This window comes from Microbacterium sp. LMI13-1-1.1, from assembly GCF_040815625.1.
In the GTDB taxonomy this organism is placed as follows: Bacteria; Actinomycetota; Actinomycetes; order Actinomycetales; family Microbacteriaceae; genus Microbacterium; species Microbacterium forte.
The window spans coordinates 297,008-310,062 of the sequence record NZ_JBFPNL010000001.1 but is presented as its reverse complement, the minus strand read 5'-3'; the positions used below and the strand labels follow the sequence as shown (position 1 = coordinate 310,062).

The window sequence follows — 13,055 nt, the reverse complement described above, 5'->3', positions numbered from 1 at the left end:
GTCCACGATTCTACGGGATCGCAGTGGGTCGGAGCGCGGACGACTACCAGCTGACCGGGAGGGCCTTGCCCTCTTCGTATCCGGCGGCGGACTGCAGCCCGACGAGCGCCCGTTCGTGGAACTCGGGCACCGACGATGCCCCGGCATAGGTGAACGACGAGCGCACGCCCGATGTGATCATGTCGAGCAGGTCCTCGAGTCCTGGGCGCAGCGGGTCGAGGTAGATCTTCGAGGACGAGATCCCCTCTGCGAACAGCTCCTTGCGGGCACGCTCATACGCATCGAGACGGCCGAACCGAGCCTGAACCGCCTTGGTGGAGGCCATGCCCCAGGATTCCTTGTAGACGCGACCCTCGGCGTCGCTCTGCAGCTCGCCCGGTGCCTCGATCGTCCCCGCGAACCAGGAGCCGACCATCACGGACGCGGCGCCCGCGGCGAGCGCGAGCGCCACGTCGCGCGGATACCGCACTCCCCCGTCCGCCCAGACGTGAGCGCCGAGCTCCCGGGCGGCCTCGGCCGTCTCGAGCACAGCGGAGAACTGCGGGCGGCCGACGGCCGTCATCATGCGCGTCGTGCACATAGCGCCCGGCCCCACGCCGACCTTGAGGATGGAGGCGCCGGCCTCGACGAGGTCCTTGACGCCGTCGGCGGTGACGATGTTGCCGGCCACGATCGGGATGCCGAGATTCAGTGCGGTGACGGCGCTCAGCGCGCGCAGCATCCCCTCCTGGTGTCCGTGCGCCGTGTCGACCACGAGCACATCGACGCCGGCGTCGGCGAGGGCCTTCGCCTTGGACGCGACGTCTCCGTTGATGCCCACCGCCGCCGCGACGGCGAGGCGGCCGTCGCCGTCCGTCGCCGGGCGATACAGCGTCGACCGCAGGGCACTGCGCGCGCTGAGCGTTCCGACGAGGTGCCCGTGGTGCGTGATCGTGACCATGTCGACGCCCGCGTCGGTGATCACGTCGAAGGCATGACGCTCTGATCCGATGTCATCCGCGTCGAGAGACGGCGTGCCGGCGTGCACCAGATCGCCCAGCTGTGCATCCGGGAGCGCAGTGGCCAGCCGCGTCGCCGGCAGGACACCGAGAATACGCTCGGCATCGTACGGAGCTCCGCCCGTGGCCACGACGATGCCGTGACCTGCGGTGGCAGGCATCAGCCGGAGTGCGTCCGACACCGATGCCTCGGGGGGCAGCACGATCGGCGTGTCCCACAGCACCGGCTGCGCCTTGACGTCGCGGATCGCCGCATCGAGACCCTGCAACGGCATGTCCTGAGGGAGCACTCCGAGTCCGCCACGCCGCGCGAGCACCGCCGCGAGCCGGGGGCCGGTCACGGAGTTCATGTTCGAGGCCACGATCGGCAGGGTGGCCGGGGTGCCGTCCTGCGGGGCCAGATCGACCTGCAGACGGCTGGTGACGGCGGATCGTCGCGGCACGAGGAACACGTCGGAATAGGTCAGATCGACTGTGGGTGACTCACCGGAGAACTCCATACCCCCACGGTACTCAGATAGCGGCGTCGAGGGCGCATGCCTTCGACGAATGCGCGAGGAAACACGTTAGGCTTGGAAGTCGAGAGTGTGCGGGCCCGGACGCATCACGCGTCCTGCTGTGCATACGTGGACTTCAGCGATGAAAGAGGGCGATCGAGCGTGTCGAACCAGGTGACCGGCGTCGGGGGCGACGGGGGGTTCGGAGCCAATTCCTGGCTCGTGGAAGAGCTCTACGAGCAGTACAAGGTGAACCGCGACTCCGTCGACAAGGAGTGGTGGCCCATCCTCGAGAAGTACCAGTCGGATGCCGCGACCGGCACCGCGGCTCCTGCACCCGCTGCCGAGCAGCCCGCGCATCCGGTGACAGCCCCCATCCCCGTCATCGGCGCACAGCCCGTGGCGCGGACCACGACCAAGCCTGCCGCCGCGGCGCCGATTCCGGCGCAGGCCCCGAAGCCCGCGGCGAAGGCCGAGGCACCGGAGTCGGCAGATCCCGTCGAGGAAGACAAGGTCACGCCGCTCCGCGGTCTGCCCAAGACCCTCGCCGCGAACATGGACGAGTCCCTGACCGTCCCCACCGCGACCAGCGTCCGCACGGTGCCCGCGAAGCTGATGATCGACAACCGCATCGTCATCAACAACCACATGGCGCGCACCCGCGGCGGCAAGATCAGCTTCACCCACCTCATCGGCTGGGCGCTCATCCGCACGCTCGACGAGTTCCGCAGCCAGAACGTCTTCTACGCCGAGATCGACGGCAAGCCCTCGGTCGTGGCACCGGCGCACGTCAACCTCGGCATCGCCATCGACCTGCCGAAGCCCGACGGCACGCGCGCGCTCATGGTCCCCAGCATCAAGCGCGCCGACACGTTGACGTTCAGCGAGTACCTCGTCGCATACGAGGACCTCGTCACGCGTGCCCGCAACAACAAGCTGACGGCCGCAGACTTCCAGGGCACGACGGTGTCGCTGACCAACCCCGGCGGCATCGGCACCGTGCACTCCGTCCCCCGCCTCATGAAGGGGCAGGGATGCATCATCGGCGCCGGTGCGCTCGAGTACCCGGCGGAGTTCCAGGGAGCGAGCGAGAAGACGCTCAACGAGCTCGCGATCGGCAAGACCATCACGCTGACGAGCACCTATGACCACCGCGTCATCCAGGGCGCCGGCTCCGGGGAGTTCCTCAAGAAGGTGCACGAGCTGCTGATCGGGCAGCGCGGCTTCTACGACGACATCTTCGCTGCTCTCCGCATCCCGTACTCGCCGATCCGCTGGAACCCCGACATCGCGGTCGACCTCGCCGAGCGCGTCGACAAGCAGTCCCGCGTGCAGGAGCTCATCAACTCGTTCCGGGTGCGCGGACACCTGATGGCCGACATCGACCCGCTCGAGTACGTCCAGCGCTCGCACCCCGACCTCGAGATCGAGAGCCACGGCCTCACCTTCTGGGACCTCGACCGCGAGTTCGTCACCGGCGGGTTCGGCGGCCGACGGGTCGCGAAGCTCCGTGACATCCTCGGCGTCCTGCGCGACTCGTACTGCCGCACGCTCGGCATCGAGTACATGCACATCCAGGACCCGGAGCAGCGTCGCTGGTTCCAGGAGAAGGTCGAGGTCAAGTACCAGAAGCCCGGCCATGACGAGCAGCTGCGGGTCCTCCGCAAGCTCAACGAGGCCGAGGCCTTCGAGACCTTCCTGCAGACCAAGTTCGTCGGTCAAAAGCGGTTCTCGCTCGAGGGCGGCGAGTCGCTCGTCCCGCTGCTCGACGAGATCCTCCAGGGTGCGGCCACCTCCGGCCTCGAGGGCGCCGCGATCGGCATGGCGCACCGCGGCCGTCTGAACGTGCTGACCAACATCGCCGGCAAGACATACGGCCACGTGTTCCAGGAGTTCGAGGGCACGCAGACCCCCGGCAACCAGCGCGGCTCCGGCGATGTGAAGTACCACCTCGGCACCGAGGGCACCTTCGTCGCCGACGACGGATCCGAGCTCCCGGTCTACCTCGCCGCGAACCCGTCTCACCTCGAGACCGTCGACGGCGTCCTCGAGGGCATCGTCCGCGCCAAGCAGGACCGCAAGCCGATCGGCACGTTCGCCTGGCTGCCGATCCTGGTGCACGGCGACGCGGCGTTCGCCGGGCAAGGTGTGGTCGTCGAGACTCTGCAGATGTCTCAGTTGCGCGGATACCGCACCGGCGGCACGATCCACGTCGTCGTCAACAACCAGGTCGGCTTCACCACCCTCCCCAACGATTCGCGCAGCTCGGTGTATTCGACGGATGTCGCGAAGACGATCCAGGCGCCGGTGTTCCATGTGAACGGCGACGACCCCGAAGCCGTCATCCACGTCGCGCAGCTCGCTTTCGAGTACCGCGAGCGGTTCCACCGCGACGTCGTCATCGACCTCGTCTGCTACCGACGCCGCGGGCACAACGAGGGAGACGACCCCTCGATGACGCAGCCGCTGATGACGGATCTGATCCAGGCGAAGCGATCGGTGCGCAAGCTCTACACCGAGTCGCTCGTCGGTCGCGGCGACATCACCGAAGAGGAGTACGACGAGGCCAAGGCGGACTTCCAGAACCGTCTGGAGATCGCGTTCGCCGAGACCCACGCTGCAGAGACCGGCGCCAACCCGGTCGCTCAGGACCTGCCTCCGGCTGACGAGCAGGTCGGCGCCCCCGAGATCACCGGAGTCTCGAACGAGGTCATCCAGCTCATCGGCGACGCGTTCGTGAACAAGCCCGAGGGCTTCACCGTTCACCCGAAGCTCCAGCAGCAGCTCGAGAAGCGTCTCGACATGAGCCGCAACGGCAACATCGACTGGGGCTTCGGCGAGCTGCTCGCGTTCGGTTCGCTCCTCGTCGAGGGCACGCCCGTGCGGCTCGCGGGGCAGGACTCGCGGCGCGGCACGTTCGTGCAGCGTCACGCGACACTGCACGACCGCGCGAACGGCCAGGAGTGGCTGCCGCTGTCGAACCTGTCAGAGTCCCAGGGGCGCTTCTTCGTCTACGACTCGCTCCTGAGCGAGTACGCCGCGCTCGGCTTCGAGTACGGCTACTCGGTCGAGGCTCCAGAGGCACTCGTGCTGTGGGAAGCCCAGTTCGGCGACTTCGTGAACGGCGCCCAGTCGGTCATCGACGAGTACATCTCGGCGGCCGAGCAGAAGTGGGGACAGCAGTCCAGCGTCACCCTGCTCCTCCCCCACGGCTACGAGGGCCAGGGACCGGACCACTCGTCGTCGCGCATCGAGCGCTTCCTGCAGATGTGCGCGCAGGACAACATGATCGTCTCGCGCCCCTCGACGCCCGCGTCGTACTTCCACCTGCTGCGCCGTCAGGCCTACGCCCGTCCGCGCAAGCCGCTCATCGTCTTCACCCCGAAGGCCATGCTGCGCCTGCGGGGTGCGACGAGCCCTGTCGAGGCCTTCACCCAGGGCCGCTTCGAGCCCGTGCTCGACGACAACCGCGGTCTCGACCGCAACGCCGTGAAGCGCGTGCTCGTGCACTCGGGCAAGGTCCACTGGGATCTCAAGGCCGAGCTCGACAAGAACCCGAACCCCGAGATCGCGCTGGTCAGGCTCGAGCAGCTGTACCCGACACCGATCGACGGTCTGAAGGCCATCACCGACTCGTACCCGAACGCCGAGCTGGTGTGGGTGCAGGAAGAGCCGGAGAACCAGGGGGCATGGCCGTTCCTTGCTCTCGCATTCGCCGATGTGCCCGGTGACCGCAGCTTCCGCCCGGTGTCGCGTCCCGCGTCGGCATCGCCGGCGACCGGCTCGTCGAAGGTGCACGCGGCCGAACAGGCGAAGCTCCTGCGAGACGCCCTCACCATCAGCTGACGGCTGTCGGAGAAAACGGAGAGGGGCTCACGGCGATGCCGTGAGCCCCTCTCCGTGCAGTCCGTCGTCGCGGCGGGCGGCGCTCAGTACCAGATGCCCAGGAGCGGGGCATCTGCTGTGCGGAACGCATCGTCGAGCGCTGCCGCCGTCTCCATCGGTGCATGCAGACGGCCGGCCGCGCGGAGCCGAACAGCGCTGACCCCGCCCGCGTAGATCGAGGAGAGAGCCCCCACGCCGAGAATGACGTCGGCCTCTGCGCCGTCGTCGACCCGTGTGACATCCGCCGTACCGTCGGCACCCGAGGTCAGTCGCCACGAGCCTTCGGCGAAACCGAGAGGATCTTCGACTCGGAACACCACATCGAGGGGCGCTCGATACGTGCGGGCGCTGAGCGCAGCGGGCACGTCGAGGAGGCGCAGCCACCCGTGATCGTGAGGGGTGAGGTCCACGCCTCGCTGGTCGGTGACGAGCCAGGTGATCGGATCGTCGATCGGGCGCAGGTCGACCACCACCTTCGACACCAGGTCGTGCTGCAGAGCGAATCTCCAGAGCGCGGCCAGAGCATCCGTCGTGGTCGAGGTCAGGTGGTGGATCTCCATGTCCGCGCGAAAACTCCCCGCGACCTCCTTGAGCGTGTACGCCATCGCACCCCGGACTGCTCCGTCGGCGTCGACGTAACGCACGCCTCGAACGGCCCGTGGAGCGGTGTGTCCCACCGACAGCCCGGCGATCCGCTCCCAGCGCGCGTCCCACCCGGCGATCTGCCCCGAACGCTGGGTTCGCGCCTGCTCATGCAGAGCGGACAGGTCCTTCTGAAGCGTCTCGCGCTCGACGTACTCGACGCGGCCATCGGTCGCCGGACCGTTCCATCCCGCCCTCGGCGCGTCGATCGACACCTTGGCTGCGGGGATCGCCGAAGCGAACCCGTACCGCTCGTAGATCGTCGCCTCAGAGACGGTGAGGCCGGCGACAGCGACACCCGCGCCTGCGGCGGCACGCAGCTCGCCTTCGAGCAAGTTCCGCGCGATGCCGCGGCGACGATGAGTGCCCGAGACCGTGACAGCGCTGATCGCCCACATCCCCACCTCGCCGCCGGGCACGGTCAGCGGAGTCACCCACGAGTTGACCGTGGCGACGGGGAAGGCGCCGTCAGGGGCATTCTCCTCGAACACGCCGACGTTGCGCCGAGTCGCGAGAAGTGCGCGGTCTGCGGCGATCTGCTCCGGCGTGGGATCGGCATCGAGGAACCCCCGCGCCTCTGCCCGCAGGAAGGCCTCGGTGTCGGCATCCGAGCCGTTGTCGACGAGTCGGTAGACGAGATTCTTCGCGGCCAGGCGCCCAGCGGACACGGGATCAACGGGGACGATAAGCGCGTCGGTCATTCCTCCACCCTATGGGAGGCGCGACGGACCGGGTCCCGCCTCAGTGCTGTGCGGCCTGCACCTCACGCAGTCGAGCGAACACCTGGTCACGCAGCTCTTCGGGTGCCGTCTCCTTGCACGCGCGCGCCACGACCTCGGTGAGGGTCGTCGCCACCAGCGCCTCATCCCGGCAGGACGGGCAGTTCTCGAGATGTTCACGGATCTCGGTGTGCTCGGTGTTGCACACCTCGTTGCGGAGGTACTCCTCGAGGTCCTTGCGGGCCTTGTCGCAGCCGCAGTCGGTCATTTCTTGCTCCTCGGGTCGGCCGTGGAGATTCCCCGCTCCGCGGCGTACTCAGCCAGCAGCTCCCGCAGCATGCGCCTGCCTCGGTGCAGGCGGCTCATCACGGTGCCGATGGGGGTCTTCATGATGTCCGCGATCTCCTGATAGGCGAAGCCCTCGACATCAGCGAGGTACACCGCCAACCTGAAGTCCTCGGGAACGGCCTGCAACGCGTCCTTGACGACCGATGCGGGCATGTGGTCGATGGCTTCCGCCTCGGCCGAACGGCTGTGCGACGCGGTGGTCGACTCCGCACCGCCCATCTGCCAGTCCTCGAGCTCGTCGATCGTGCCCTGGAACGGCTCGCGCTGCTTCTTGCGGTAGATGTTGATGTACGTGTTGGTGAGGATGCGGTACAGCCACGCCTTCAGGTTCGTGCCCTGCGAGAACGTCGCCCAGGACCCGTATGCCTTGACGAAGGTCTCCTGCACGAGGTCAGCAGCGTCCGCCGGGTTGCGCGTCATGCGCATCGCCGCGGCATAGAGCTGATCCATGAACGGGATCGCCTGTTCCTCGAATTCGCGCCGAGGGTCGCTGACCGTCTCTGCGGTTGCCGTGTCATCCATCACCGGCCAGTCTAGGCGGGTGAGGTCCACCGACTCGCGTTCCAGCGTTGCGAGCATGCTCTCTCCTTGTCGGCGTGCGCCCATATTCGATCGTTCGGACACTCGCGTTTACTAAGGTGGGAACCGATGAGCGCCAACAGGTATTCCCCCTCCCCTGTCCAGGGCGTCTATGTCGCGCCGATCAGCACCGGAGCCGTTCATGCGACCGTGACGATCCCCGGCTCGAAATCGCTCACCAATCGCGAGCTCATCATCGCCGCGATCGCGGACGGACCCGGCAGACTCATCGCTCCTCTGCACTCCGACGATTCCCGCCGCATGATCGAGGCCCTGCGCGCCCTGGGCGTCGGCATCGAGGAGATCGACGGCAACGGAGAGTTCGGGCCCGACCTCGCGATCACGCCGGCCAAGCTCATGGGCGGCACGACGATCGACTGCGGCCAGGCCGGCACGGTGATGCGCTTCATCGCGCCGCTGGCCGGGCTCGCCCAGCGCGACGTGCACCTCACTGCCCACGAGACGGCCCTGCACCGACCGATGGGTGGTCTCATCAGCGCGCTGCGCGACCTCGGAGTCGACATCGACGACGAGGGCACGTGGGCATTGCCGTTCACCGTGCGCGGCCACGGTCGCATCCGAGGCGGGCGCGTCGAGATCGACGCCTCGGCATCCAGCCAGTTCGTCTCGGGACTCCTGCTCGCCGCCCCGCGCTTCGACGTGGGCCTGCACCTCGTGCACACCGGCGACCATCTGCCGAGCCTGCCTCACATCGACATGACGATCGAGGCGCTGAGCCGTCGCGGCATCCGGATCGAGCGACCAGCCACAGGTGAGTGGCTCGTAGAGGCGGGCGTGCCACGCGCCAAGGAGATCGCGATCGAGCCCGATCTCTCGAACGCGGCGCCGTTCCTCGCCGCTGCACTGGTCACGGGGGGCGCGGTGTCGGTGCCCGGGTGGCCTGTGCACTCCACCCAGCCCGGCGCTCTGCTTCCCGAGATCCTGCAGGCCATGGGTGCGCACGTCGGCCGTCACAGCGGAACGCTGACGGTCCGGGCCGGGGCCGAGATCCGCGGGCTCGACATGGACCTCTCGGCTGCGAGCGAGCTGACCCCGACGCTCGTCGGATTGGCGGCGTTCGCGTCCGGCCCCACCACGATCCGCGGTATCGGTCACATCCGACTCCACGAGACCGATCGCATCGCGGCACTCGTCGGCAACATCCGCGCCCTCGGCGGCGAGGCGGAAGAGCTCTCCGACGGCCTGCGCATCATTCCCCGACAGCTGCACGGTGGCCGATGGGCGGCGCACCACGACCATCGGATGGCGACGACGGGCGCCCTGATCGGTCTGCGCGTACCCGGGGTCGAGATCGATGACATCGGCACCACCTCCAAGACGCTTCCGGAGTTCACTCTCCTCTGGGAGCGAATGCTGCGAGGCGCATCCTCGTGAGCTGGCTCGACGACTCCGACGACCTCGACGACGACTTCGAGGACTATGACGAGAGCAGCATCCGCACGCGCCCGAACCCGAAGGCCAACCGCCCTCGCACCAAGCGACGGCCTGCGCATGACGACGCTCAGATCGGCCGCGTCCTCGGGGTGGACCGTGGTCGCTACTCTGTGCTGATCGACGAGGACACGCCTGACGAGCGCATGATCACCGCCGCGCGGGCGCGTGAGCTTCGCAGGAACCCGATCGTCACCGGTGATCACGCCAAGGTCGTCGGCGACATCTCAGGCGAAGACGGCACCCTGGCGCGGATCATCGGCATCGCCGACCGCACTTCCCTGCTTCGGCGCAGCGCCGACGACACCGACCAGGTCGAGCGGGTGATCGTCGCGAACGCCGATCAGATGCTCGTCGTCGTCGCCGCCGCCGACCCCGAGCCGCGTGCTCGTCTCGTCGACCGCTACCTCGTGGCCGCGTTGGATGCCGGCGTGCGCCCGCTCCTCGTCGTCACGAAGACGGACCTGGCCGACCCCAGCGCCTTCCTGTCGCATTTCGACGGACTCGACGACCTGCGCGTCTTCACCAGTGCGCAGGACGAGATGCCCGTCGATGAGATCGGCGCTGCCCTCGTCGGGCACTCCACGGTCTTCGTCGGGCATTCGGGTGTGGGCAAGTCGACGCTCGTGAACGCTCTGGTGCCCAGCGCCCTGCGCGCGACGGGGCACGTCAACCAGGTCACCGGACGTGGCCGGCACACCTCTTCGTCGACCGTATCGCTGCGATACGTCAGCCCGGAGGGCAACGGGTGGGTGATCGACACCCCCGGCGTCCGCTCCTTCGGTCTCGGGCATGTGAACCCCGCGAACATCCTCGCAGCCTTCACCGAGCTGGCGGAGATCGCCGAGAAGTGCCCGCGCGGATGCACGCACCTCGCGGATGCTCCGGATTGCGCACTCATCGAAGCGGCCGAGAGCGGCGAGCTGAGCGAGACCGGGCGAGCGCGCCTGGACTCGCTGCAGAGGCTTCTGCAGACGTTCGCCGACAAGGCCGAGCAGACGCCCGGCCGGTAGGCTGGACGTGTGACTGTGCGCCTCGACTCCGGATCCGCTGCCCCCGACTTCGCTCTTCTCGACCAAGACGGCGCGACCGTCCGACTCGACGATCTGCGCGGCCAGAAGACGGTGCTCTACTTCTATCCGGCCGCGATGACGCCAGGGTGCACGACGCAGGCCTGCGACTTCCGCGACAGCATCTCCTCTCTCGAGGGCGCCGGGTACCGCGTGATCGGGGTCTCGCGTGACGAGCCTGCGAAGCTCGCCGAATTCCGCGAGCGCGACGGCCTCACCTTCACCCTTCTCAGCGACCCGGACCACGCCGTGCACACCGCATACGGAGTCTGGGGCGAGAAGATGAACTACGGCAAGGTCGTGGAAGGAGTCATCCGCTCGACCTTCGTTCTCGATGAGCAGGGAACGATCACCCTCGCTCAGTACAACGTCAAGGCGACGGGGCACGTCGCCCGACTGCGCAAGCTGCTCGGCATCGACGCCTGAGAGTCACTCCGCCGGGCGCTCGTTCTCGGCGCGCGTGCTCGCGATCAGCAGCGCGAAGCACAGCAGCGCCGGCAGCCCGACTCCGATGGTGAACGCCCAGGCGATCGGCTGCAGCGTCAGCGAGGCGAGCGCGAGCGCCACGGCGAGCACCTGGAAGACGACGCCGCCCGAGCGCGCCCACGAATGGCCCGTCCTGGTTCCGATGGCGAACGCGATGAGAGCGACAGCGCCGATGAGCGTCAGCACGATAAGGGCGAGCGCCGTCGGCAGCGACGCGGCATCACCTGCGCCGAGACCGACGAGCTCGATGAGGGCGAACACGATCAATGCGGCGCCCTCTGCCGCGAGAACCGCGGAAGCCGCCAGAGCGAGGCCGGGTGAGCGCACAGTTGTCTCCTGAGAATCGAATGAGAACGGCGGAAACCCTTGATTTCGCCGGTTTCATGTAACAGAATAGACAGCGTCATGTGCTCCCACAGCGGCGTGGGGCGGGCTTCGCGCTCGCATCACAGAAAGCGGGCATCCGTCCGTATCTCATACAGGGTAGCTGAACCCGATCTGCACCCGAAATCCGAGTCGTCGCAATGCGATGATTTCTGAAACACCACACCGAGGAGCCCCCATGGACTGGCGCGATAAGGCCGCCTGCCTGACTGTCGACCCCGAGCTGTTCTTCCCTGTCGGGAACACCGGTCCGGCCGTCGACCAGATCGAGAAGGCGAAGACCGTCTGCGCCACCTGCACGGTGACCGAGATCTGCCTGCAGTACGCCCTCGAGTCCAGCCAGGACTCGGGCGTGTGGGGAGGCCTCTCCGAAGACGAGCGCCGTGCGCTCAAGCGCCGCGCCGCTCGCGCCCGCCGCGCCTCCTGAACATCGAGAAGCGGCCCGACCCTATGCCGCGGCCCGCTTCTGTGTCTCCGCTCGACGCTGCGGCCGATCCTCCGCCTACTTCGTCAGCCAGCGAAGCGGGATGTCGATGACGACCTCGGTGCCCTCGCCTTCGCTCCCCCGCCATTCGATCGAGCCGCTGAGCTCGCCCTGGATGAGGGTGCGGATGATCTGCGTTCCCAGCCCCTGACCGATCCGCCCCTCCGGCAGGCCCTTGCCGGTGTCATGCACCGTGACGCGCAGATTCTCCTCGGTGCGCGCCGCATCGATCGTGACCATGCCCTCTTGCCCTGCGAGACCGTGCTCCACGGCATTCGTGACGACCTCGGTGAGAGCGAGAGCCAGCGGCGTGGCATACTCGCTCGGCAGGACGCCGAAGCGACCGGTCGACCGTGTGCGCGCGCGGGTGTTCGGTGCCGATGCGACCTCGGCCACGAGCTTGAGGACGCGATGGAACACCTCGTCGAAATCGACCTTCTGCGTCAGGCCCTGGGCGAGCGTGTCGTGCACGACGGCGATCGAATCGACGCGTCTCATCGCCTGGGTCAGCGCATCGCGCGCCTCGTCGGAGTGCGTGCGTCGTGCCTGGATCCGAAGCAGCGACGCGACAGTCTGCAGATTGTTCTTGACTCGGTGGTGGATCTCGCGGATCGTCGCGTCCTTGGTGATCAACTCCTGCTCCTGGTGGCGCAGCTCCGAGACATCCCGGCACAGCAGGATGGCGCCGATGCGGGTTCCGTGATCCTTGAGCGGGATCGCGCGCAGCGACACGGTGACACCGCGCGCTTCGATGTCGGTCCGCCACGGCGCGCGTCCGGTCACGACGACGGGCAGCGACTCGTCGACCTGTCGGGACGGCGGCACGAGCCTCGTGGTGACCTCCGCGAGGGATTCGCCCTCGAGCTCGTCATCGAACCCCATGCGATTGAACGCCGAGAGTGCGTTCGGGCTGGCGAACGTCGTGATCCCGTCGACGTCGATGCGGATCAGGCCGTCGGACGCGCGCGGCGCGCCGCGGCGAGGGGAGGTCGGAGCCGCCGGGTCCGGGAAGCTCCCGTCGGCGATCATGCGGAAGAGGTCGTTGGCGCACTCGTCGAACGTGATCTGCTGCCGAGACGGGGTCCGGGCCTCGCCGAGGTTCGTGTGCCGGGTGACGACGCCGATGACCACGGCCTGGTGCTCTCCGCCGCGACGTTCGTTGACGATCGGCACAGCTCGAACACGCGTCGGGGTCTCTTCGAACCAGTCCGGCGACGACGAGTCGACGATCTCCGCGGATTCGAACGCCCCCTGCACCTGCGTACGCCACTGAGGGCGCACCCGCTCGCCGACGATGTCCCGATAGAAAAGGGTGGCTGCTCCACTCGGACGCGCGTGCGCGACGGCGACGAACGATCCGTCGTCGGTCTCGATCCAGACCACGATGTCCGCCGAGGCGAGGTCCGCGAGAAGCTGACCGTCACCGGCGAGTCGGTGCAGCCACTCGACATCGTTGTCGGCAAGACGGCCCTGGGCATTGGCGAGGTCGCTGAGCGTTGACACCCCACCAG

The 13,055-nt window shown here is 67.9% G+C and carries 11 protein-coding genes; 5 read left to right on the top strand and 6 right to left on the bottom strand.

Going from position 1 to position 13,055, the window contains the following annotated elements:
- Positions 1 to 43 precede the first annotated feature (43 nt).
- A complete protein-coding gene (locus MRBLMI13_RS01435) occupies positions 44 to 1,498 on the bottom strand; it encodes a GuaB1 family IMP dehydrogenase-related protein (protein WP_367820949.1) in 1,455 nt (484 codons plus the stop codon).
- 159 nt (positions 1,499 to 1,657) lie between these two features.
- Here MRBLMI13_RS01435 and MRBLMI13_RS01430 point away from each other — a divergent pair, with 159 nt between their 5' ends.
- The gene (locus MRBLMI13_RS01430) at positions 1,658 to 5,341 is read left to right on the top strand and encodes a multifunctional oxoglutarate decarboxylase/oxoglutarate dehydrogenase thiamine pyrophosphate-binding subunit/dihydrolipoyllysine-residue succinyltransferase subunit (protein ID WP_079112599.1); all 3,684 of its coding nucleotides are present in this window, start codon (positions 1,658 to 1,660) and stop codon (positions 5,339 to 5,341) included.
- A gap of 83 nt (positions 5,342 to 5,424) precedes the next feature.
- Here MRBLMI13_RS01430 and MRBLMI13_RS01425 read toward each other — a convergent pair whose 3' ends face one another.
- Genes MRBLMI13_RS01425 through MRBLMI13_RS01415 form a run of 3 tightly spaced genes read right to left on the bottom strand, consistent with a single transcriptional unit; the run spans position 5,425 to position 7,668 of the window.
- Positions 5,425 to 6,723, bottom strand: coding sequence for a GNAT family N-acetyltransferase (locus MRBLMI13_RS01425; RefSeq protein WP_367820951.1), 1,299 nt, complete (start codon positions 6,721 to 6,723; stop codon positions 5,425 to 5,427).
- 40 nt (positions 6,724 to 6,763) lie between these two features.
- The gene (locus MRBLMI13_RS01420) at positions 6,764 to 7,009 is read right to left on the bottom strand and encodes a zf-HC2 domain-containing protein (protein WP_042541911.1); all 246 of its coding nucleotides are present in this window, start codon (positions 7,007 to 7,009) and stop codon (positions 6,764 to 6,766) included.
- A complete protein-coding gene (locus MRBLMI13_RS01415) occupies positions 7,006 to 7,668 on the bottom strand; it encodes a sigma-70 family RNA polymerase sigma factor (RefSeq protein ID WP_042541912.1) in 663 nt (220 codons plus the stop codon). The genes MRBLMI13_RS01420 and MRBLMI13_RS01415 overlap by 4 nt, the downstream gene beginning before the upstream one ends.
- A 69-nt stretch (positions 7,669 to 7,737) precedes the next feature.
- Between MRBLMI13_RS01415 and aroA the strand changes: the two genes are divergently transcribed.
- The 3 genes from aroA to bcp are packed head-to-tail and all read left to right on the top strand — an operon-like array spanning position 7,738 to position 10,616.
- Positions 7,738 to 9,063 (top strand): 3-phosphoshikimate 1-carboxyvinyltransferase, encoded by a 1,326-nt coding sequence (gene aroA, locus MRBLMI13_RS01410; RefSeq protein ID WP_042541913.1) that lies wholly within the window; start codon positions 7,738 to 7,740, stop codon positions 9,061 to 9,063.
- Positions 9,060 to 10,133 (top strand): ribosome small subunit-dependent GTPase A, encoded by a 1,074-nt coding sequence (gene rsgA / locus MRBLMI13_RS01405; RefSeq protein ID WP_042541914.1) that lies wholly within the window; start codon positions 9,060 to 9,062, stop codon positions 10,131 to 10,133. Before aroA ends, rsgA begins: the two co-directional genes overlap by 4 nt.
- 9 nt (positions 10,134 to 10,142) lie before the next feature.
- On the top strand, positions 10,143 to 10,616 hold the full coding sequence (gene bcp, locus MRBLMI13_RS01400) for a thioredoxin-dependent thiol peroxidase (RefSeq protein WP_367820955.1): 474 nt from the start codon (positions 10,143 to 10,145) through the stop codon (positions 10,614 to 10,616).
- Between the two features lie 3 nt (positions 10,617 to 10,619).
- On the opposite strand, the gene MRBLMI13_RS01395 is transcribed toward bcp, so the two are convergent.
- Positions 10,620 to 11,003 carry a hypothetical protein gene (locus MRBLMI13_RS01395; protein ID WP_042541916.1) on the bottom strand — a complete coding sequence of 128 codons (384 nt, stop codon included), beginning with the start codon at positions 11,001 to 11,003 and terminating at the stop codon, positions 10,620 to 10,622.
- A 235-nt stretch (positions 11,004 to 11,238) separates the two neighbouring features.
- Here MRBLMI13_RS01395 and MRBLMI13_RS01390 point away from each other — a divergent pair, with 235 nt between their 5' ends.
- Positions 11,239 to 11,487, top strand: coding sequence for a WhiB family transcriptional regulator (locus tag MRBLMI13_RS01390; RefSeq protein WP_028503730.1), 249 nt, complete (start codon positions 11,239 to 11,241; stop codon positions 11,485 to 11,487).
- A gap of 75 nt (positions 11,488 to 11,562) precedes the next feature.
- Here the strand turns inward: MRBLMI13_RS01390 and MRBLMI13_RS01385 are convergent, their stop codons facing one another.
- Positions 11,563 to 13,047 (bottom strand): sensor histidine kinase, encoded by a 1,485-nt coding sequence (locus tag MRBLMI13_RS01385; protein ID WP_042541917.1) that lies wholly within the window; start codon positions 13,045 to 13,047, stop codon positions 11,563 to 11,565.
- Positions 13,048 to 13,055 lie beyond the last annotated feature (8 nt).